The organism is Marinobacter sp. B-12, assembly GCF_056857915.1.
The window spans coordinates 204,993-227,200 of sequence record NZ_JBSXOB010000063.1; the positions used below are offsets into that span (position 1 = coordinate 204,993).

The 22,208-nt window shown below is 56.7% G+C and carries 18 protein-coding genes; 10 read left to right on the forward strand and 8 right to left on the reverse strand.

All coding sequences use genetic code 11. The features are described from left to right. The first annotated feature begins 1 nt into the window (after window position 1). From AC13D2_RS18620 to AC13D2_RS18640, 5 genes are all read left to right on the forward strand, one after another. Window positions 2-499, forward strand: a complete 498-nt coding sequence (locus AC13D2_RS18620; protein ID WP_482939018.1) for an ureidoglycolate lyase — start codon at window positions 2-4, stop codon at window positions 497-499. Window positions 500-609: 110 nt separating this feature from the next. Continuing rightward, window positions 610-2,385 (forward strand): glyoxylate carboligase, encoded by a 1,776-nt coding sequence (gene gcl, locus AC13D2_RS18625; protein WP_482939019.1) that lies wholly within the window; start codon window positions 610-612, stop codon window positions 2,383-2,385. Window positions 2,386-2,469: 84 nt separating this feature from the next. After that, window positions 2,470-3,246, forward strand: coding sequence for a hydroxypyruvate isomerase (hyi, locus tag AC13D2_RS18630; RefSeq protein ID WP_300494312.1), 777 nt, complete (start codon window positions 2,470-2,472; stop codon window positions 3,244-3,246). A gap of 32 nt (window positions 3,247-3,278) precedes the next feature. Continuing rightward, window positions 3,279-4,169 (forward strand): 2-hydroxy-3-oxopropionate reductase, encoded by an 891-nt coding sequence (locus AC13D2_RS18635; protein ID WP_482939028.1) that lies wholly within the window; start codon window positions 3,279-3,281, stop codon window positions 4,167-4,169. Between the two features lie 116 nt (window positions 4,170-4,285). Further along, window positions 4,286-5,599 carry a glycerate kinase type-2 family protein gene (locus AC13D2_RS18640; protein ID WP_482939020.1) on the forward strand — a complete coding sequence of 438 codons (1,314 nt, stop codon included), beginning with the start codon at window positions 4,286-4,288 and terminating at the stop codon, window positions 5,597-5,599. A 74-nt stretch (window positions 5,600-5,673) separates the two neighbouring features. On the opposite strand, the gene AC13D2_RS18645 is transcribed toward AC13D2_RS18640, so the two are convergent. After that, window positions 5,674-6,426, reverse strand: coding sequence for a GntR family transcriptional regulator (locus AC13D2_RS18645; protein WP_300494306.1), 753 nt, complete (start codon window positions 6,424-6,426; stop codon window positions 5,674-5,676). Window positions 6,427-6,950: 524 nt separating this feature from the next. On the opposite strand from AC13D2_RS18645, the gene uraD reads away from it, so the two are divergent. From uraD to AC13D2_RS18665, 4 genes are all read left to right on the forward strand, one after another. Continuing rightward, entirely contained in the window at window positions 6,951-7,466 is a 516-nt protein-coding gene (gene uraD, locus AC13D2_RS18650) for a 2-oxo-4-hydroxy-4-carboxy-5-ureidoimidazoline decarboxylase (protein WP_482939021.1), read from the forward strand. 139 nt (window positions 7,467-7,605) lie between these two features. Beyond that, entirely contained in the window at window positions 7,606-11,235 is a 3,630-nt protein-coding gene (locus AC13D2_RS18655) for a CHASE domain-containing protein (RefSeq protein ID WP_292049944.1), read from the forward strand. Further along, window positions 11,225-12,136 carry a diguanylate cyclase gene (locus tag AC13D2_RS18660; RefSeq protein WP_292049945.1) on the forward strand — a complete coding sequence of 304 codons (912 nt, stop codon included), beginning with the start codon at window positions 11,225-11,227 and terminating at the stop codon, window positions 12,134-12,136. The genes AC13D2_RS18655 and AC13D2_RS18660 overlap by 11 nt, the downstream gene beginning before the upstream one ends. After that, complete coding sequence (locus AC13D2_RS18665) at window positions 12,117-14,339, forward strand: GGDEF/EAL domain-containing response regulator (RefSeq protein ID WP_482939022.1); 2,223 nt, start codon at window positions 12,117-12,119, stop codon at window positions 14,337-14,339. The genes AC13D2_RS18660 and AC13D2_RS18665 overlap by 20 nt, the downstream gene beginning before the upstream one ends. 31 nt (window positions 14,340-14,370) lie before the next feature. Here AC13D2_RS18665 and AC13D2_RS18670 read toward each other — a convergent pair whose 3' ends face one another. Beyond that, the gene (locus AC13D2_RS18670; protein ID WP_292049947.1) at window positions 14,371-16,035 is read right to left on the reverse strand and encodes a SulP family inorganic anion transporter; all 1,665 of its coding nucleotides are present in this window, start codon (window positions 16,033-16,035) and stop codon (window positions 14,371-14,373) included. A 172-nt stretch (window positions 16,036-16,207) separates the two neighbouring features. On the opposite strand from AC13D2_RS18670, the gene AC13D2_RS18675 reads away from it, so the two are divergent. Next, window positions 16,208-16,747: a cytochrome b gene (locus AC13D2_RS18675; protein ID WP_300494295.1), complete on the forward strand. Its 540-nt coding sequence runs from the start codon at window positions 16,208-16,210 to the stop codon at window positions 16,745-16,747. 43 nt (window positions 16,748-16,790) lie between these two features. On the opposite strand, the gene AC13D2_RS18680 is transcribed toward AC13D2_RS18675, so the two are convergent. The 6 genes from AC13D2_RS18680 to AC13D2_RS18705 form a co-directional block, all read right to left on the reverse strand. Beyond that, on the reverse strand, window positions 16,791-17,045 hold the full coding sequence (locus AC13D2_RS18680; RefSeq protein WP_420390294.1) for a sulfurtransferase TusA family protein: 255 nt from the start codon (window positions 17,043-17,045) through the stop codon (window positions 16,791-16,793). Next, complete coding sequence (locus AC13D2_RS18685; protein ID WP_300494427.1) at window positions 17,038-17,163, reverse strand: hypothetical protein; 126 nt, start codon at window positions 17,161-17,163, stop codon at window positions 17,038-17,040. The genes AC13D2_RS18680 and AC13D2_RS18685 overlap by 8 nt, the downstream gene beginning before the upstream one ends. Beyond that, window positions 17,160-18,332: a formate dehydrogenase subunit gamma gene (locus tag AC13D2_RS18690; RefSeq protein ID WP_300494292.1), complete on the reverse strand. Its 1,173-nt coding sequence runs from the start codon at window positions 18,330-18,332 to the stop codon at window positions 17,160-17,162. The genes AC13D2_RS18685 and AC13D2_RS18690 overlap by 4 nt, the downstream gene beginning before the upstream one ends. Before the next feature lie 85 nt (window positions 18,333-18,417). Beyond that, the gene (gene fdh3B / locus AC13D2_RS18695; protein ID WP_292049949.1) at window positions 18,418-19,026 is read right to left on the reverse strand and encodes a formate dehydrogenase FDH3 subunit beta; all 609 of its coding nucleotides are present in this window, start codon (window positions 19,024-19,026) and stop codon (window positions 18,418-18,420) included. 15 nt (window positions 19,027-19,041) lie between these two features. Next, the gene (locus tag AC13D2_RS18700) at window positions 19,042-21,927 is read right to left on the reverse strand and encodes a formate dehydrogenase subunit alpha (RefSeq protein ID WP_292049950.1); all 2,886 of its coding nucleotides are present in this window, start codon (window positions 21,925-21,927) and stop codon (window positions 19,042-19,044) included. A gap of 86 nt (window positions 21,928-22,013) precedes the next feature. After that, entirely contained in the window at window positions 22,014-22,202 is a 189-nt protein-coding gene (locus tag AC13D2_RS18705) for a twin-arginine translocation signal domain-containing protein (protein ID WP_007153239.1), read from the reverse strand. Window positions 22,203-22,208 lie beyond the last annotated feature (6 nt).

The following is a 22,208-nucleotide window of genomic DNA, read 5'->3' on the forward strand; positions in this document are numbered from 1 at the left end:
TATGCTGGAACTCAAAGCACAACCGCTGAGCCAGGAGGCATTCGCCGAGTTTGGGGATGTTATAGACCGGCGCACGGCTGACTCCTTTGCCATCAATGCAGGGCGCACCCAGCGCCACCATGATCTGGCGAAGGTGGAGCTGCTCGGTGATGAGGCACGGGTTCTGGTGAGTATTTTTGTCAGCCAGCCGGTGACGTTACCGCTTGAGCTGTCGTTCCTGGAGCGCCACCCGCAAGGCAGCCAGGCCTTTATGCCCCTGCACGAGGAGCGATTCCTGGTTGTTGTCGCACCCCCAGGCGACACGATCAGCCCTGATGAAGTTCGCGCCTTTGTCACCGATGGTTTCCAGGGAGTGAATTACCGCGCGGGTACCTGGCACGCCGTGCAGTCGGTGTTGGATCGGGAAGGCGAATTCCTGGTTATCGATCGCGGCGGTCCGGGGCACAACTGCGACGAGTACGGAATGGAGGTGCGTGTGCTCCTCGACCTATCTGACTGATCCACTGGCTGAATTTCCATTCAACCTTTACCGACGGTGCACAGACGTTTCATGCGCCGGGACGAGCTTCGCCTCGAATACAAGAACAACCTTACTTCGGAGGAAACACCATGACTCGCATGACCGCAGCAGAAGCCGCTGTTCACGTTTTGAAGAAAGAAGGTATCGATATTGCCTTTGGAGTGCCCGGAGCGGCGATTAACCCGTTCTATTCCGCCATGCGCAAGGTTGGAGGGGTTGACCACGTCCTCGCGCGCCACGTGGAGGGGGCCTCTCATATGGCGGAGGGTTACACCCGCACAAAAGCAGGCAACATCGGTGTCTGCATCGGAACGTCAGGACCTGCTGGCACCGACATGATCACCGGGCTGTACTCTGCCACGGGCGACTCCATACCCATTCTCTGCATCACTGGGCAGGCGCCGCGAAGCAAGCTGCACAAGGAAGACTTTCAGGCGGTGAACATCCAGGCCATCGCCGGCCCGGTGACCAAATGGGCGGTTACCGTCCTCGAGCCGGCCCAGGTGCCGCGGGCGTTCCAGCAGGCGTTCCAGTTGATGCGCAGCTCCCGCCCTGGTCCTGTTCTGATTGACCTGCCCATCGATGTGCAGATGAGCGAGATCGAATTTGATCCGGACACCTACGAATCGTTGCCTGCCTACAAGCCGGCGGCTTCACGGGCGCAGATCGAGAAAGCGCTTACCTTGCTGAACGATGCTGACAAGCCCCTGCTGGTTGCCGGTGGCGGCGTTATCAACAGTGATGCGAGCGACCTTCTGGTTGAGTTTGCAGAGCTTACGGGTGTTCCCGTTGTTCCGACCTTGATGGGCTGGGGGACGATTCCCGATGACCATCCATTGATGGCCGGCATGGTGGGGCTCCAGACGTCCCATCGTTATGGCAACGCCACCATGCTCGCGTCCGACTTCGTGATGGGCATTGGTAACCGCTGGGCGAACCGGCACACCGGTAGCATTGAGGCCTATACCAGGGACCGGAAGTTTGTTCATGTTGACATCGAGCCCACCCAGATCGGCCGTATCTTCGGGCCGGATTATGGGATTGTCTCTGATGCCAAGGCGGCGCTGGAACTCTTCATTACCGTGGCCAAGGAGTGGCGCGCCGCAGGCAAGCTCAAGGACCGCGGCGCCTGGGCTCAGGAATGCCAGGAGCGCAAGCAGACCCTGCTGCGCAAGACTCACTTCGACAATGTGCCGGTCAAGCCGCAGCGCGTCTACGAAGAGATGAACAAGGTGTTCGGCAAGAACGTCCGGTACGTGACCGCCATCGGCCTGTCCCAGATCGCCGGGGCGCAGTTCCTGCACGTGTACAAACCGCGGCACTGGATCAACTGCGGCCAGGCCGGACCGCTGGGCTGGACCATTCCAGCAGCTCTGGGCGTATGCCGTGCCGATCCCGAGGCCGAGGTCGTCGCTCTCTCCGGGGACTACGACTTCCAGTTCATGATTGAGGAGTTGGCGGCCGGGGCACAGTTCAAGCTGCCCTACATCCATGTCCTCGTGAACAACTCGTATCTGGGGCTGATCCGTCAGGCGCAACGTGGTTTCGACATGGACTACTGCGTACAGCTGTCGTTCGAGAACGTTAACTGCCCGGAGATAAACGACTATGGCGTTGATCACGTCTCGGTTGTCGAAGGCCTTGGTTGCAAGGCGTTGCGGGTCACCAAGCCTGATGACATTGGCCCGGCGTTTGTACAGGCGCGGCAACTGATGCACGAACACCGTGTGCCGGTTGTGGTCGAGATCATCCTTGAGCGTGTGACCAACATTGCCATGGGGACCGACCTTGACGGTGTTAACGAGTTCGAAGCATTGGTAGAGAACGTCACCGATGCGCCGACCTCAATTGCCAGCCTGACCTGAGTATCGCAATCAATCGCCCCCGACCTGTGGAAAGTGTCAGGTAGGGGGCGAAGACCCAAAAATGGACGAGTAGGAGACCCAAAAATGCCTAAGTTTGCAGCGAATCTAAGCATGCTGTTCACCGAGGAGGATTTTCTTGACCGCTTCCAGGCCGCCGCGTCGGCAGGCTTCCAGGGCGTAGAGTATCTTTTCCCCTACGATTACCCCGCGGCAGACATCAAAAAGCAGTTGGATGCCCATGGCCTTACCCAAGTGCTGCACAACCTTCCGGCCGGGGATTGGGCAGCTGGTGAGCGCGGTATTGCTTGCCACCCGGATCGGGTCGACGAGTTTCGTGAAGGCGTGGACCTGGCGGTTGACTACGCCACCGTGCTTGGGTGCAAGCAACTGAATTGTCTGGCGGGTATCCGACCAAACACGGTAAGCGAAGAACAGGCCCGTCGAACCCTGATCGACAACCTGCGCTTTGCCGCCGAAAAACTGAAAGCGGCGGGCATCCTGTTGCTCGCCGAGCCCATCAATACCCGCGACATACCCGGCTTCTTCCTCAACCGGACGGGGCAGGCCCTGGCGTTGTTCGAGGAAGTGGGCAGCGACAACCTGCAACTGCAATACGACATCTATCACATGCAGATCATGGAGGGCGACCTGGCCCCGACCATCGAAAAGCACCTTTCACAAATCGGCCATGTGCAGCTGGCAGACAATCCAGGGCGCCACGAGCCCGGCACCGGGGAAATCAATTACCCGTTCCTGTTCGGCCATCTTGATCGCCTGGGCTACCAGGGGTGGATCGGCTGCGAGTACAAGCCTGCGACGACGACGCTCGAAGGTCTCGGCTGGCTGGATAACGCACGATAAGGTCATTCAACAAAAAAGTGAGTAAGGAGAGGATTATGAGCAAGATCGGATTTATTGGTCTCGGGATTATGGGCCGGCCCATGGCCGGACACCTGCTGGAAGCAGGCCACGAGTTGGTAACCTACGTTAAGTATGGCTCTCTGGACGAAGGCCTGGCGGCCAAGGGCATGAAAGAAGTCGATAGCCCCAAGGCAGTTGCGGAACAGGCCGAGATTATCATCACCATGGTGCCTGACACCCCCGATGTTGAGGACGTGCTGCTTGGCGAGGCCGGCATCGTTGAAGGCATCCAGCCTGGTACGCTGGTCATCGATATGAGCTCCATTGCGCCGATCCCCACCCAGGCATTTGCCAAGCGCATCACTGAGGCTGGTGGTGAATACGTCGACGCTCCGGTGTCTGGTGGCGAGGGTGGCGCTGTTAACGCAACCCTGACCATTATGGTGGGTGGTACCAATGAAGGCTTTAACCGGGCCCTGCCCGTCCTTGAGGTAATGGGTAAGACCATCACCCATATTGGCGAGCACGGCGCCGGTCAGATCTGCAAGGTTGCCAACCAGATCGTCGTAGCGCTGACCATCCAGGCCGCGGCTGAAGGCCTGCTTTTCGCCTCGAAAGCCGGAGCGGATGTAACGAAAGTGCGTGAGGCCCTGCTGGGTGGTCTGGCCCAGTCGAAGATCCTCGATGTCCACGGAGAGCGCATGATCAAGCGCACCTTTGACCCTGGCTTCCGTATTCGCCTGCACCAGAAGGACCTCAACCTGGCCCTGGAAAGTGCACGCAGCCTGAATCTGTCGCTGCCTGGTACCGCCAATGCCCAGCAACTGTTCCAGGCCTGCGCCGCGAACAACGGTGCGGATTGGGACCACGCAGGCATTGTGAAGGCCCTGGAAAAGCTGGCTGACCACGAGATCGGTGCCTAGTTAAGCTGCCGGCGCAGCACCCAAACCCAATGGCCGGTGTCGATTCGGCACCAGTCATTGGGGCGCCGGCGTACCACGTCGTTTCTTTATTTTCTATCCGTTGTGAGGAGCCGCTGATGCACGCCTTGTCCGATTCGCTGTCCTTTGATCATCCGACAGAAGTGAATGTCTGGCTCAGGCAGCTTGCCGCAACGGCAGTATCTGCCGTCCACCCCGATACGCTGCTTTCGGCCGGCCAGCTACCGCCGCGCCCGTCCGGACGTACCGTTGTGATTGGGGCTGGCAAAGCGGCGGCGGCAATGGCGGCGGCCTTCGAGCGCACGTGGGCTGACGCCTACGACGACGCTGACCTTTCCGGTCTGGTTGTTACCCGTTATGGCCATGGCGCGGAATGTCGTCACATCGAGGTATTGGAAGCCTCCCATCCCATGCCGGACGAGTTGGGCGAGAAGGCCGCCCAGCGCATGCTCGATTTGTTATCCGGGCTGACCGGGAATGATCTTGTTGTCGCGTTGATTTCGGGGGGCGGTTCCGCGCTCATGACGCTGCCGGCGCCAGGGCTGACGCTGCAGCAAAAGCAGGCCATTAACAAGACGCTGTTGCGTTGTGGCGCCCCGATCCGAGAGATCAACACGGTGCGGCGCCATCTTTCGCGCGTCAAGGGCGGGCGCTTGGCCGTCGCCGCCCATCCGGCGAGGGTGATTACCTACCTGATTTCCGATGTGCCTGGCGACGATCCTGCGCTCATCGCCTCAGGGCCGACCATTCCAGATGCGACAACGCCAATGGATGCGCTGGAAATACTGGAGCGGTACTCCATAGACATTCCAGAGGCCGTGCGTCGCCACCTGCTCAGTGACGATACCGCGCCCAAGCCGCACTCACCCGAATTTGGACTTGATCGTACGATCGTCCAGGCCAGGGCCTTTGATGCACTCCGAGCCGCGGAGGCCTCCGCAAATCTGGCCGGTGTCGCCGTTCGTGTGTTGGGTGACGATCTTGAAGGAGAGGCGAGGGAGCTCGGAGCTGAGCATGCGACAATGGCGTTGAAGCTGCAAAAAGACCTCAAAGAACCACTGTTGATCCTTTCGGGTGGCGAGACCAGTGTTACGGTGTCCGGTGAAGGGCGAGGAGGTCGTAACGTCGAATACCTCCTGGGTGCCATCTCGGTCCTTCAGGGAGCGTCCAATATTCACGCGTTGGCCATCGACACGGACGGTATTGATGGCTCCGAAGATAACGCCGGCGCCATTTTTGGTCCCAATGACTGGTCGCGGGTTCAGGCCCTGAAGCTTGATCCTGCCAGCTATCTCGCCCGCAATGACGCCTACAGCTTTTTCGAGGCACTCGATGGCTTGATCATCACGGGTCCGACTCGCACCAACGTTAATGATTTCCGGGCCATTCTGGTGCTTCCGAAATCCATGTGAGCCCCGAAGTCTAAGTGAGCACAATGCCGAACATCAACAGCGTTCCCACACCTGAATGCTCTGGCCGGACCCTGTTATTTGGTGCCGGCTTTCTTCCGGGCAAAGCCGATGTGTGAAAACACCGCATGCAGGTCATCCGTCGTGCTTTCGTTATCAAAGTTCAGTTTCGCATCAATATGATCCATGTGATGCATCATCAATGAAACGGCTTTGTCGGTGTCACGGGCCGATATCGCATCCAGTAACTGGTTGTGCTCATCATAGGAACAGTGCGAACGGGTTCCCTTTTCGTACTGGGCGATGATCAGCGAGGTCTGAGAAACCAGGCTGCGCTGGAAGCCTACGAAGGGGGTATTGTTCGCCGCTTCGGCCAGTTTCAGGTGGAACTCGCCGGACAAGCGGATACCGGCGCCCCGATCCCCTCGGGCGAAGCAATCATGCTCCTCTGTCACCATCCCCCGTAGCTCATCAATCTGTTCTTCCGTGGCGTGCTGAACGGCAAGCTCCGTGATGGCACGTTCGACCAAACGCCTTGCGTAGAGAATCTGGCGGGCTTCCTCCACGCTTGGGCTGGCCACCATTGCGCCCCGGTTGGGGCGAATGGAAACGACACCCTCATGGGCAAGTTGTGACAGCTCCCGCCGGATAATCGTGCGGCTGACGCCAAAAATCTCTCCTAACGCCTCTTCGCTCAACTTGGTTCCCGGGGCCAGCCGATGCTCAAGAATAGCGTCGAACATGTGGGCGTATATGGTGTCGCTTGTCGCCCCCGTCCGTTTTTTCTCGGCTCGGTTCGGGCTTTTGGTGGGCTGCGCTTGTTTGCTCATAATGTCTCGCGAATGAGGTGGTGGAAGTACGGAATCCGGTAGTGGGATAGTATACGAGAAAAGCCCCCGTTTAGCCGAGCCTGATCCAGTCACGAGCCACCTTTCGGAGCTCCAGGCCATCAATGGAGTTGGAGAAGGAGCAAAAAAAACCCGCCAGGAGGCGGGTAAAAACACACTGAGGCAAGTCGAGTGTGTTGCAGGAGGGCGGGTAAGGTTCGCAGATCGAATGTCACAAAACCTTCCCGCCGTGGCCACGATGACCTGATCAAAGAGTAACACAATTCAACAATAAATGAATACATATTGTTTCTATATTGTATCCCATAAATTAATAACATTCGTATTTTCAGGTCAATTATGGATCAGGGTCAGTGAGCGGGCGTCATGTTGAGCTCAGAGATATTACCGGCCCGCAAAAAGAATTGCCTCGCATTGATGTCTATGTTAATTGTATACGATATTTTTGGTTTGGCGCTCTACAATCCGGGTGTCGACCGCGTACATTGAAATATCAGGAGCATACAATGAGCCGTTTTCAAACGCTGACTCCGTCCAGCCTTGGGCGCGAGGACTTCGTGGCCGCATTTGCGGACATCTATGAGCATTCACCGTGGGTGGCGGATAAAGCCTATGAGATGGGCATCGATGAAACATGTAATGAGGTCGAACGCCTGCATGAGCGGATGGCCAACATCCTTCTCAGTGCGGATCGCGACACCCAGTTGGCATTGATCAACGCCCACCCTGACCTCGCAGGCAAAGCCGCTATGCGTGGAGAGCTGACGGTCTCCAGTACTTCCGAGCAGGCCGGTGCCGGCATTCAGGATTGTAGCCCGGAAGAGTTTGAGCGCTTTGTCAGGCTGAACGAGGGATACAAAGCCAAGTTCGGGTTTATTTTTGTTATGGCAGTGCGGGGCAGTAATCGACACCAGATACTGGCGTCGTTCGAGGAGCGTATTCACAACTCTCCCGAGCAGGAATTTCAGCGCGCTCTGAGCGAGATCAATAAAATTGCTTTATTCCGCCTGCAAGCCATGTAGCCGATTGAATACCGAATCGGTTTGCTTTAGGTTCCAAGCGTGAATCTTTTAGGTCTCTGACGCGTATATCCCTTCGTTCTCCCTCCGAAACTGAACTACACTTTGTTGTGTAGTTCGCTAACAGGATGTGGGCCTAGGTATGTTCAACGCATGGAAGTCCTTTCAGTCACTGTCCGTACTCCACTGGGTAGTGATTTCCCTCTCGTTACTTCTTACCTTCACCGCCTGGCAGGTTTCGTCTCGAATTGCCGAGGAGAAAGCCCGGGAGCAGTTTGATCATCAGGTGGAGCAGCTTGATGAGCTTCTGCGGGACCGGATGCAGAAATATGAATTTGCATTGATGTTCGGTGCAGGCGCTATCCGGGCTTCAGAGGGCAATGTGAATCTGGAGATGTGGAAGCGCTTCAGCGAAGTGCTGGCGCTTCAGGAGCGTCTGCCAGGCATTAATGGTATCGGGGTTATTGAGCGTGTTGCCGCTGAGAATCTGGACGACTATATAGCGGAAAAACAACAGGAGCGTTCCTACTTCCGGGTTCATCCTTCCCACGGTGGCGATGATTTCTGGCCCATTGTCTACATTGAGCCAGAGACGTCCAACAGGGCGGCGGTCGGGCTCGACATGGCCCATGAGTCGAACCGGTATCAGGCGGCGCTCAAGGCGATGCGAACCGGTCAGACCCAGATAACGGGCCCTATTGTATTGGTACAGGATGAGGAAAAAACACCTGGGTTCCTTTTCTACCGGCCTTTTTACCAGTCAGCCGAAGTACCACCGGCCGATCAGCGTGAGTCGTTGTTCAGAGGGCTGATCTACGCGCCTTTCATCATGTCGAAACTGATGGAAGGCACGCTCGCCAACGTCAACCGGCTTGTTCACTTTCGGGTCATGGATGGCGAATCCCGCCTGTACAGTGAACTCGATGAAACCCGGGGGGCTAATTACGACCCCACACCCATGTTCGAGACGTCGTATGTGATGGATATGTACGGTCGTCAGTGGCATTTCGATGTCCAGACCACCCGGCGCTTTGAAACGTTCAATGCCGGTAAGCAGCCCATTAGCATTCTGGTCAGCGGCCTCGTTATCAATACCTTGATTTTGCTGGTCTTTGCGCTCATGGCTAACGCTCGCCGTCGCGCCGAGAGCGAGGTTGTTGAGAAAACGTCTGAGCTGCGGGAAAGCCTGGATTTTATCAACACGCTGACCGACCACCTGCCGCTGACAGTGTCCGTCTGGGACTCCCGACTCACGTGCCGTTTTATGAACGCCTGCGGAGAACACTGGTTTCCCTTCAGCAAAGAAGAAGCCATTGGCCACAATCTGGAGCAGATGCTTGGCCCCGACCTCGTCAAAGAACGCAATACACTCTATCAGCAGGCGCTGGGTGGAAAGAGCGTTCAGGCCGGTGCTTCGCTTGCGAACCGTAAAGGCGAGATTCGTGATGTTGTGGTCAGTTATCACCCGGTAACGTTGCAGGGCGAGCAGTGTTTCATGGCGACCACGATTGATGTGACCGATATCGTACAGCGCGAAAAGGAGCTGGAAGTTCTGAATGCGGAACTCAAGGAGCAGAAGCAGGAGGCGGAATCGGCGGTGACCGTCAAAACCGCTTTCCTTGCGAATATGAGCCACGAAATCCGCACACCCATGAACGCGATTATCGGTGTGCTGGTGCTGTTGCAGGAAGCTGGGCTGGAGGATCACCCCCGGAGACTCGTAAAGAAAGCCTTCTCGGCGTCAGAGGCCCTCCTGCAGCTCCTGAATGACATTCTGGACCTCTCCAAGATCGAAGCGGATCACATAGAGCTGGACATCCATCCATTTGACATCGACGCGCTGGTTCATCGCAGCGTCGACCTGTTTGCCATTGTTGCGGAAGAAAAAGGCCTGAAACTCAGGGTGTCCATTGATCCCGGGACACCCAATCGGGTGACGGGCGATCTTTTACGCATTTCCCAGATATGCACCAATCTTGTCGGCAATGCCGTCAAATTCACCCGTAAGGGCGGTATCGATGTCAGGATTGATTATCGGACTGAGAGTCAGGCAAGCGGTTATCTGCAAATTGAAGTTGTGGATACCGGTGTGGGGATCAAACCCGAGGACCAGGGGCGAATTTTTGAGAACTTCCGGCAAGCGGACGAATCCACGAGCCGGAATTTCGGTGGGACCGGGTTAGGCCTTGCCATCAGCCAAAGACTGGCATTATTGATGAAGGCGGAGTTCACCCTGGAGAGCGACATTGGCCAGGGCTCGACTTTCCGGCTTTTGGTGCCTGTAGGTGTCTCTCAGGACGATGGCACAGTAAGTTCCTCGAGGACGGGAAGGCCGATTCACGTCTTCCATTACGGTTTTCGTGCCAATCTGGCCTTGCTCGAGGATTATAGGGAGCACTGGCGCCTGACACTTGAAACCGTCGATGACATGTCGCAGTGGCCTGGTATCCTCGAGACTATTGCGAAGGTCGAACACGTCGAAGACAGGTTCTTCCTGATTGACATGGAAGGCACGGAACCAGGCTTACTGGATGGTTTCGTGACTGAGATCCTGACTCATCCCGGCAGGTACCCGCTCTGGGCCATACTGATCATCGCCCCCGCCGGCTATTGGCGGGACTGGGTGGCGGACTTCGAGCGTTCCGGCGGGCACATGGCTTTTGAACCCCTGACGCCATCAAAGCTCTTCGAGCACTTCTCCCAAAGACACGGGAATACTCCGGATTCGCGGGGCGGGGGCAAGCCCCAGTTTGACGGGCTATCCGCGCTGGTTGTCGACGATGTGCCCTTGAACTGCGAAATTGTTGAGAGTTACCTGAGTTCGTTTGGTGTCGATGTGCAGTCTGTCCAGACAGGGGACCAGGCCGTCGAGTGCTTAGGGCAGAGGGGGTTCGACCTCATACTGATGGACCTTCACCTGGACGGTGAAACCGGACAGGAGGTTACCGAGCGCATCCATGGCTGTGCCAACGCAAATGACTCGATCATCGTTGCACTCTCGGCCTCTATTTCCGATCACGACCGCATGACGGCCAAGGCGGCGGGAATGCAGGACTATCTCACCAAACCGGTGGTTCCCAAGGATATCCAATTACTGCTGGAAACCTATTTTGAAGATCGTCGGTCAGTGGTTTACACACCCGAGGTGTCCGACGACAGTGAGGTATCCAACGACACGGAGACAGCGGTAACGGAAATGCCGGAATTTATTTCACGCCAGGCTTACGACCGTCTTTTCAGTGACGACAGTGCTTTGTTCACACGGTGTGTCAGAAGTTTTATCGCCAGTTCTGCGGAGATGGTTGCTGAGGTCCGGAAGGCAACGCTGGCGGAGGATGCCCGTCACATGGCGCACAAAATCAAGGGGGCCGCCGCCAGTATTGCCGACACAGAGCTTGCTCAGGTGGCTGGTCAGGTTGAGAACGCCGAGGAGGACCGTACGTCGCTGTCCATGTTACCTCAATTGCTCAATCTGCTTCTTGATCATAGTCGTCGTTTGGAGCAGCATTTTAAGGTGATTGCTCCTGCGGACAATGCCGATAACTCCGGAGTGGAACTACAGGTAGCTCTCTCTCGCGTGAAGACGAAACTGAGTGGCAATCGTATCGCTGAAGATGAAGATCTGAGGGTGATCTTGAATCATCTTATCGCCAGCAGCCAGATGAAACTGGCGAACAGACTGAGGCAAGCGTTGGAGGTCTATGACTTTCAGCAAGCACTCGCGCTATTGGATGATGTCCAAACGGAGTACAGACCAGACAATGAGCCATAAAAAACAGCCAGTTGTGCTTGTTGTGGAAGATAACCCTACGGGTATCGCCAGTCTGGTGGGGATATTGGGAGCGGCCTGTGAACTTGTTGTTGCCAAATCGCTGGCAGAGGCAAAGCGCTGCCTCTCACCGGACATGGACGCTGTGCTTCTTGACCTCTATCTGCCCGACGGCAAAGGCATTGAGTTCCTGAAGCGCTTGAAGTCGGCCCCGGCCTACCGGGAACTTCCGGTGATCTGTATTTCGGCTTCCGACCAGAGCAGCGATATTGAGGAAGCGTTCAGAGAAGGTGCTATTGATTATGTCCTCAAACCTTTCAATAAAATCATTCTGAGTGCCAAGGTTTCAACCTTTGTTGATTTCAAGCGAAAAACGGATCTGCTGGCGGCTCAGGCGTTGCGGGATACACTGACCGGGATCGGAAACCGTCGGATGTTTGAGCAGCAATTGGACCTGGAGTGGCGGAGGGCTCTCCGAAACGAGCTTTCCCTCGGCCTTGCTTTGGTGGATATGGATCAATTCAAAAACATTAATGATCAATTTGGGCATGCTCAGGGTGATGTTTGCCTGCAACTTCTGGCGACGTCCATGGAAAAGGCGTTTGGCCGCGCTGGCGATGTGGTGGCAAGACTCGGCGGCGATGAGTTTGTAGCCATGTTGCCTGGCGCCTCACTCGCGAATACGGTTCGGGCGGCCAAGCGTCTGGCGCAGGTTCTGGACGCTGAACACGAAAAATGTCGCCGTAGTGGGCAGGCTTGCCCTAACTTTTCGGTGTCAGTCGGTTGCTACGCCGTCGTTCCTCATAAAGAGACGAATTCTTCAGAGTTGAAGGAAGCGGCGGATCGATATCTTTATGAGGCAAAACGGGAAGGGGGGCGTAGCTGTGTCAGACCTGCCATCTAAGCTGGATCGGGACGACTCGATTGGAACGCACCTCTTTCAGGTGAAACCCAGAGTCATGGTCGTGGACGACGAACCCACTAATATACGCGTGTTGTCGGAAGCACTGAAAAGCGATCATGACATTATCGTGACCACCAGCGCGGAACAGGCGTTGGAGCTTCTCGATAAGGGAGAGCGTCCTCATTTGTTGCTGCTGGATATCATGATGCCGGACATGGATGGTCTGGAACTGTGTCGGCGGCTGAAGAAACGCCAGGAGCTTCAGCATATTCCGGTTATCTTCATCACGGCACTCATTGACACTGACAGCGAAGAGAAAGGGTTTGAGGCAGGGGCTGTGGATTTTATTCGCAAGCCAATCAGCATTCCTTCTGTACGGGCGAGAGTGCGCACTCACATTTCCCTGAAGGGCATGCTTGATCATATGGTCGAGCTCAATCAAACGTTAAGCGAGAGATTGCATCAAATGGACCAGTTGAACTGGCGGTTGATGCAGAAACAGAAACGGAAACGGGACCGGGCCACTGCTTCAAGAAACCTCTATGAGCAGGCCTTCATGTCAACCTCGGAAGGCATTGCGGTGCTTGATTCAGAAGGAAAGATCACTGCAGTAAACCCGTCCTACAGCCGTATTACCGGTTACTCCGAAGGAGAAGCCCTGGGTCGGTATCATGACATTCTTGATATGCGCGTGGATAAACGCCGAGACAGCACCAGTATTCTGGATTATTTGGAGATACATCATCACTGGTCGGGGGAGATCTACAACCGCAGAAGGAATGGCGAGGTATACCCGGAGCTAAGAACGATCAGCACGATAGTGGCTGATGACGGCCAGGTGACCCACTACGTGACGGTCTTTAACGATATCACCAACCTGAAAGAGACCGAGCAGCGGCTGGAAGAACTGACCTGGCGTGATCCCGTTACCGGGTTCCCCAACAGGGCCCTTTTCCTGGACCAACTGAGTACGGTACTGAAGTTGTGTCATCACGGTGGCATGACCACGGCGGTGATCGTTGTTGATATCAACAACTTCCGATATATAAACGAGACCTATGGTTTCGACTGCGGTGATATTGTCATTCAGACGTTTGCCGAGAGGGTCAGGAAGGCTTGCCATGAAGACGATTCCATCGCTCGTCTGTCCGGCGATGAATTTGGAATAGTGCTGGCACCAAAGCAGTGGACGTTGGACGAAGCTTACCGGATAGCGCTGCGGTTGTTCGAGCGTATTCAGGAGGCTCTGCGGGAACCCGTCCCTTATCGCTCGGAAGGGGCGTTAACGATAGAGGCAACCGGTGGCATTGCGCTGTACCCGACAGAAAGCTCCGACATGCCATCCCTGGCCTTACGCCATGCCGAAACGGCGCACCGAAATGCCAAGGACTCGAACCGGGCTGTTGCGATGTTTGAAGATTCCATGAGCGAGAATATCCGGCGGCAAATGGCGGTGGAGTCGGAACTGGCCCGAGCGATTACCGAGAACGAAATTGCAATGTATGCCCAGCCCCAGCTTAGCCCGGACCGGGAACTGGCGGGCATCGAACTGCTGGTTCGCTGGGATCATCCGGAAAGAGGGTTGTTGGGGCCCGGCGAATTTATTCCTTTTGCCGAGCGGACCCGGCAGATTGTCGCCCTGGAGCGCCATATCGTTCGCGTGTGCCTGGGAATGTTGGCTCAGATGAGAGCAGATTCGCGACAACTTCGCTGTTCGATCAATATTTCCGCCAAGCACATGGCGGAGGAAGATTTTGCCGAGGCGATCCTCGGGTTGGTCGCAGACTCGGGTTACCCACCGGCGCTGATTACGTTCGAGTTGACGGAAAGCGTGATGGTGAAAGATGTGGATGCCGTTGTCGAAAAGATGGAGAAGATACGGAACCTTGGCTGCACGTTCTCGCTGGATGATTTCGGGACGGGTTATTCCTCGCTCTCCCAGTTGCGCCGGCTGCCCATATCGGAAATCAAGATTGACCGGTCGTTTGTGCTTTCGGCATTAAGCGATTCCACGTCTGCCGATATTGTCGATATGGTGAAACGTATCGGCGAATCCATGAATGTTCGAGTTGTGGCGGAGGGAGTGGAAACGCAAGAACATGCGGATTTCCTGAAAGCCCACCATCCGGGGATTTATTTACAGGGGTACTTCTTTGGGCGCCCGGCACTGTTGTGGACCTTTTTCGTAGAGAGGCCGAACTGAACGCTGCGTCTGGGATTGCCCCGGGTTCTATCTACGTCAATGCCTCAATCGCCTTCGCGTCAGTAGCGAAAATGTTCTCCTCTTTGATCAGTTGCGCCAGTCCTGTCCTTGAAAGGGCTCCTCTCAACGGAAGCTTTGGGCCAGACAGGTAGAGGGTAATGCCTCTGGCATCCAGAAAAGACCAGATGTCCTGCAGGGTGTCCAGGCCAGTAGAGTCGACCTGATTCAGGGAAGACGCAGAAATAAGCACGGCTCTCAGATTCGGGTCGGCATCCACACGCTTGCGGATAGAGCGCTCCAGAACAGGTGCCGTCAGGTACGTGAGTGAGGCGTCCATACGTACCCCGAGAACCCCCTCGGCAATGGGCGGAAGCTGGTAAAGATGTCGGTCACGAAACCCACCTGACTCGTGAACTCCCAGCTCAATGATTCGCGGCATGGTATGGTGGTGAAGGAAAGCGAGCAAAGACGCTGCCATGCCCGCCAGAATGCCCCAGTACAGATTTGGTACGGTGACCAGTGTCACCGCCAGGGTGACGAGAGCTACCAGGCCATCCTTGGGGTTTTCACGGCTTAATCGCATAAGCGAGCGGACATCAATCAGCCGGGTGACGGGCACGATGATGATGGCGGCGAGAATCGCGGTCGGCAGGTGATACAGGAGTTCGGTAAACCCGAAAAGGGAGATCAGCACCACCAGAGAGGCGATCAGGGATGCCCTCGCGGTTTTCGCGCCACTGTAGGCATTCAGCGCCGTGCGGGAGAATGAACCACTGACGGGGAAGGCACCGCTGAAGCCACTGGCCATTTTGGCCAGCCCCTGACCGATTAACTCCTGATTCCGATCCCACGGTTCCCCCGTTATTCGAGACATGGTGCGGCAACTGGACATCGCTTCGGTAAAGCTGATCAGTGCAATGATTGCAGCGGGCAGCAGAAGCGCCAGATGCTGGTCAACGGAGAGTGTCAGAGGCAGTGAGGGATGGGGAAGTCCGCTCCCAACCGGCCCGATGACCGAGCCACCGAGCTCTCCAAATCCCAGCAGGTAACTGCCGGCGATGCCGATCAGGGTAATCACCATCACTGCAGGCAGGCGAGCGGTCAACTTCCCGAGTAACAGCAAAGCGACCACACCACCAAGACCGAACCCGGCGGTTGCGATCAGCCGCCAGGGAGCGTGTTGCCATTCCTGCCAGGTCGTGGATAGCCAGTTTCCACCGGCACCTGTATCGAAGCCCAACAGTGATGGGATCTGCGAAACGATAATGATGACCGCAGCCGCATTCACGAACCCCTGAACGACAGCGTTCGAGATCAGGTTGGCAAGAATGCCCATGCGGAACGCGCCCATAAGAAACTGCATGAGCCCGGAATAGAGGGCGAGCCATATCGCCATCACTACCCATTCCGGGGATCCCGCTTCGGCCATCGGTTGCAGCGCTGCAAAGGTCAGCAGGCTGGTCAATGCCACAGGCCCGACCGCAAGCAGTGACGATGAACCGAACAAGGCCCCGACAATGCCCGGCAGCAGTGCCGCATAGAGACCGGTAACGGGAGGCATTCCCGCGAGTTGGGCGTATGCCAGGGCCTGGGGAACCAGCACCAACCCAACCGTGATGCCGGCAATGGCATCCGCCCGGGTTTGCCGTCTCGTGGGCCTGGCCCATTTCAGAAAAGGAAAGAGCCTGAAGATCATTTAGACGCGTAGCCGCTGGAGCTCTCCATTAAGGGCTTTGATAATCGTATAGCACATTACCAGCATCCGGATAGAGAAAGTAGAATTCGACTCTATGATCTATGCTTTCCTAAGGCTGCATGGCACCGCCTCTTGAGAGTGTGGGGATAAATTCGCTGATGGAGAAGGCGTAATGCAACAGATCCAGAAATACCCCGCGGGCTGGCGGGTACAGCATTGGGTAATGGCGCTGATGGTTCTGACGCTGATACCCGTCGGGCTCTGGATGGCCTCACGCGCGGAAGCTGATATATGGGGGGCGCTGACGAATACTTTGTACAGCATGCATAAAGCCATTGGCTTCAGTGTGTTGTTACTGATGATCCTGCGGATCGTGGTGAAAATTCGCGTAAAAAGCCCGCCTTATCCGGAGAACATGCCCCGCACATTGCAGATGGCCGCCAAGAGCGTGCACCACCTGATCTATATACTGCTGGTGGTTACGCCGTTGTTTGGCTGGGCCGGTGTGACGGCGTTTCCGGCCCTGGGCATAGTTGGCGATATCCAACTGCCAGCGATGCCGTTTGTGCCAGAGGACGAAGAGCTGGCTGCAGGCCTGTTTGCGATACACGGGTGGCTCGCCATAACGTTAGGTGTTCTGATCGCTGGCCATATCGCAGCGGCCTTTCGTCATATGCTCCGTGGGGACGGTATTTTCCGCCGGATGGTTTGAGCAGGCTTGCCAGGACCGCAACGGATCTGTTCCGGCGCGATCGCTAAGCCAGGCAGATGCGGTACCGAAGCACCCCGGCATCCTCCTCGCGGACCCATTCAATCCGGTGCCCGGTCAGTTCGCACAGCACCTGTAAATCCCGACGGCCGCTGGGATCATCGGCCAAAAATTCAACTTGCGTGCCACTGGGAAGGCCCTGGGTGCGCTTTTTAAACCGCAGAACGGGCAGGGGACATACCAAACCGATGGCATCGATCTGGTAAACCTCTGTTTCATGTATCTGGGACTGTTCAGTCAAGCCGCACACTCTCACTGCTGGTTTGCGCGGCTGAGGACCACCCGAACTGGTCAAGAACGGGCGGGGCGGCAAAGGCAATCACCAGCGCCGCGACAAATGCCGAAATCATAACCTTCACGATGACCCTCCTTTGCCCTGCTTGGCTTCAACTTCTGCCACCCACAGGTCGTGGTGCTGTCGCGCCCACTCCACATCAACCTGCCCGTTACCCATGGCATCGAACGCGCCTTCCATACCAACCGAGCCAATATAGATGTGGGCGATAATGGCGAGCATCATCACGAACGCGACAATCGAATGCCAGAGGTTGGCGTACTGCATCTCTTCGTGGGGCGCCAGATCGGTTGGGAAGCTGGTTCCCAGAACACTGTTCAGGATGCCGAAGGTATCGGCAAACATGGGCATCTGAAACGGGAACAGCAGCGACAGACCGGAAAGAGAGACGGAAACACCCAGCACCATCACGGTCCAGAAAACGATTTTCTGGCCTGCGTTGAACTTCTTCGCGGAAGGGTGGCTCTTGGTAAAGATGCCACCGCCGGCTTTGAGCCATTGCCAGTCCAGCTTGTTGGGGATGTTGTGGGCCACCCACATGACGAACGTCATCACCAGGCCAAACATGAACGCCCAGGCAACGTTGTTGTGGATCCACTTGGAGCCGGCAGCCAGGGTGGCAAAGGCGTCTGGCCCCATGACCGGGATCAGGAAGCTTCGCCCCATCAGGGTGATCAGCCCCGTCAGGCCTAAGGCGATAAACGAGCCTGCCAACAGCCAATGGCCGAACCGTTCGACGGCTTTGAACCGCTCAATCGTGGTGCCCGCAGGGCCGCCATCAATCTTGATTCGGCCCCGAACAAAGTAGAAAATCACCAACAGTAGGATAATACCAAGCAGGGCGCCGCCACCGTAGTTGATGACGGGGCCCTCCCTCAATTGATACCAGCCTATGCCTCCGTTCTGGATCAGAACATCGGCGGCCGGATTGCGGACCTGGGTTTCGATGTTGATGTTGTCGTATCGAACGCCACGCCAGGCATCAGCATCGGAGCGCCCACCAAGGGTACCCAGTGGCTCGCTGATCGGTGCCGCATTGGCGGGATCACCCGTGTTGTCTGACCGAAACTGCTCGTCAATTTTCAGCTTTTCCTGACGAGCCATGATGTCTTCGAGGGTTTGAGCGCCCCCGGTAGACTTCCGGTCAACCTCCGTGGTTTCTTGCGCCCACGCAGGGTTGAGGCATAATGTCGCCAGCATAAAGACGGCGGCACCGACTAGTTTACCGTTCATGAAAGCACTCCAGCGGAAAGAACAAAAAGAATTCGTGGCCTCAATGAATGCCGGGGCACCAAGGCCCCGGAAGCATCCAGTGGGCTTACGCGCCCTTCTTCTCGTAAGCTGTGCCCCATCCCCAGGCGCCCGAACCAAAACCGCGGTTCACCACACGCTGGCGATAGATGTCCGCCACCTCGCTGCCATCACCGGCCAGTAGCGCTTTGGTCGAGCACATCTCGGCACAGATTGGTAACTTGCCCTCGGCAATGCGGTTGCGACCGTATTTGGAGAACTCAGCTGTGGAGTTGTCTTCTTCAGGACCACCTGCACAGAAGGTGCATTTGTCCATCTTGCCCCGGCTGCCAAAGTTGCCCGCTTGCGGGAACTGGGGTGCGCCGAAGGGGCAAGCGTAAAAACAGTACCCACAACCAATACACAGATCCTTGGAATGCAACACTATGCCGTCTTCGGTCTGGTAGAAGACATCCACCGGACAAACGGCCATACAAGGCGCGTCTGAACAGTGCATGCAAGCGACCGAGATCGAACGCTCGCCAGGCTTACCATCTTCGATGGTCACCACGCGTCGACGGTTTATGCCCCAGGGAACTTCATTCTCGTTCTTACAGGCCGTTACGCAGGCATTACATTCGATGCAGCGTTCGGCATCGACCAGGAATTTTGCGCGTGCTTTTCCTTCAAGTGCCATGGTCTACACCTCTCATTATGCCGGCATAATCGAACACAGGGTGCACTTGGTCTCTTGCATCTGCGTGACCGAGTCATACCCGTATGTTTGAACTGTGTTGGTGGATTCACCCAATACGTAGGGGTCGGAGCCTTTCGGATACTTGTCCCTCAGATCCTTGCCCTCCAGGTGTCCGCCGAAGTGGAACGGCATGAAGGCTACGCCCTCGCCGACCCGTTCGGTCACCATAGCCTTGACTTTGATGCGTGCACCTTCCGGGCCGGACACCCAGACATCCTTGCCGTCACGAATGTTCATGTTGTTCGCATCACGCGGATTCACTTCAATGAACATGTCCTGCTGCAATTCCGCCAGCCAGGGATTGGACCGGGTCTCGTCACCACCACCTTCGTATTCCACCAGTCGGCCAGAGGTCAGAATGATGGGGAAGTCCTTGCTGAAGTCCTTCTTCTGGATGGACTCGTACAGGGTCGGGACGCGCCAAAAGGTCTTGTCCTCGTATGTCGGGTAGTCCTCCACCAGGTCTCGGCGGCTGGTATAGAGTGGTTCGCGATGAAGCGGCACGGGGTCCGGGAAGTTCCAGACGATGGCGCGGGCCTTGGCGTTACCAAAGGGTGCGCACTCGTGTTTGATCGCAACACGCTGGATGCCGCCAGACAGGTCGGTTTTCCAGTTGGTTTCGGGGCCGGCAACAGCATCAATGCTGGCACGCTCTTCGGCCGTCAGATCGCCATCCCAGCCCAGGTCCATCAGCATCTGCATGGTGAACTCCGGATACCCGTCCTTGATCTCGGAGTTCTTCGAGTAGACGCCGTCTGCCAGCAGATTTTCGCCGTTGCGTTCGACGCCAAAGCGGGCGCGGAAGGTCAGGCCGCCTTTGGAAACCGGCAGCGACATGTCGTACAGGTTGGCAGTTCCCGGATGGTTCATCTCCGGTGTGCCCCAGGAAGGCCATGGCAGGCCGTAATAATCACCATCACAAGGTCCACCGACTGCACGCAGCGTGGTTTTGTCAAAGTGGTGCTGATACTTCATGTGCTTCTTGAGACGTTCAGGGGACTGGCCGGTGTAGCCAATGGTCCACATACCACGGTTGAATTCGCGGGTGATGTCCTCAATCGACGGCTCATCGCCATTGATGGCGATGTTGCGGAACATGCGATCGGTGAAACCGAACTTGTCCGCAAACAGCTTCATGATTTCGTGGTCGACCTTGGAGTCGAACAGCGGCTCAACGACCTTTTCACGCCACTGGAGCGATCGGTTGGAAGCGGTGACCGAGCCCGATGTCTCGAACTGCGTGGTCGCAGGCAACAGGTAAGCGCCTTCCTTACGGTCGTGCAGCACTGCAGACACGGTGGGGAAGGGGTCCACAACGACCAGCAGGTCGAGCTTTTCCATGGCTTCCTTCATTTCCAGCATCCGGGTCTGCGAGTTGGGCGCGTGGCCCCACAGCACCATGGCCCGGGTGTTGTCGGGCTGCTCCAGGTTTTCCTTGGCTTCCAGAACGCCGTCAATCCAGCGTGAAACGGGAATGCCTTTCTCGTTCATCATGGCTCTGGATTTGCCGTCCTTGTCCCAAACGGCAAAACGCCCCTTGAGCCAATCCAGGTCCTCTTCCCAGACTCTGGCCCAATGGGCCCAGGAGCCAGCGGCCAGGCCATAGTAGCCGGGCAAGGTGTCGGCCAGTACGCCCAGGTCTGTGGCGCCCTGAACATTGTCGTGGCCGCGGAAGATGTTAGTGCCACCGCCGGCAACGCCCATGTTGCCCAGCGCCAGTTGCAGCACGCAGTAGGCGCGGGTGTTGTTGTTGCCATTGGTGTGCTGGGTTCCCCCCATACACCAGATGACTGTGCCCGGGCGGTTATTCGCCAAGGTGCGGGCAACGCGCTCAAGCTGTGCTCCCGGTACACCGGTTACACGCTCAACTTCCTCAGGGTTCCATTTCTTTACTTCCTGGCGGATGTCGTCCATGCCGTACACCCGGGTGCGGATGAACTCCTTGTCCTCCCAGCTGTTCTCAAAGATGTGCCACAAAAGGCCCCAGACCAGCGCGACGTCTGAACCCGGACGAAACCGCACATACTCATCCGCATGGGCGGCAGTGCGTGTGAAACGCGGGTCGCAGACGATCAGCGGTGCGTTGTTCTCTTCCTTGGCTTTCAGAAGGTGCAGCAGCGACACCGGGTGCGCCTCCGCGGGGTTACCACCGATCAGGAAGATGGCTTGCGAATTGTGGATGTCATTATACGAATTGGTCATCGCGCCGTAGCCCCAGGTGTTGGCTACGCCGGCAACCGTGGTCGAATGGCAGATCCGGGCCTGGTGATCGACGTTGTTGGTGCCCCAGTAGGCGGCAAACTTGCGGAACAGGTAAGACTGCTCGTTACTGAACTTTGCGCTGCCCAGCCAGTAGACCGAATCCGGACCACTTTCCTCGCGGATTTGCTGCATCTTGTCGCCGATCTCGTTGATCGCTTCGTCCCAGGAGATTTTCTGCCACTGGCCGCCGACCATTTTCATCGGGTACTTGAGGCGACGTTCGCCGTGGGCACTCTCCCGTACGGAAGCCCCTTTGGCACAATGCGCACCAAGGTTAAAGGGGCTGTCCCAACCCGGCTCCTGCCCGATCCAGGTGCCATTCTGGATTTCCGCCATCACCGTGCAGCCAACCGAGCAGTGGGTACACACGGACTTTTTGCGAACAACTTCCCCACCTCCCGTCGACGGGGTTGCGGCCTCAACGCGGCCAGACGTCAGTGACAAAGCTGCCAGACCGCCCACCGTGACACCGGAGGCGGCCAGAAAACCACGACGATCCATGGTCTTGGCAGCGAGGGATGAAAGTAAAGAACCAGCACGGGGGCCTTTCGCTACCCCGTTGGTTTTCTTTCTTAACATGTCAATTACCTCTCTCTTTTTATTCTCGTTTTACGGAGGTGTGGCCATTCAAGAGCCTTTCGCAACCTTGAATGACGCACGCTTCCTTAAAAGCGAGCCGATTCGAAGTACTTACGTGTGTGTTCAGTGTCACGCAGACCGCGGCTTTTCGGGGCCTCTTTCACCACCTCGGCTGCGGCATTGGGCGAGACTGCCAGCGCAACGGCCGCAGGAGCTGCGGCTGCTGCCACCTTCAGGAAACGGCGGCGGCTGTTTTCACGTTTCGGGTTGTCCATTGGACA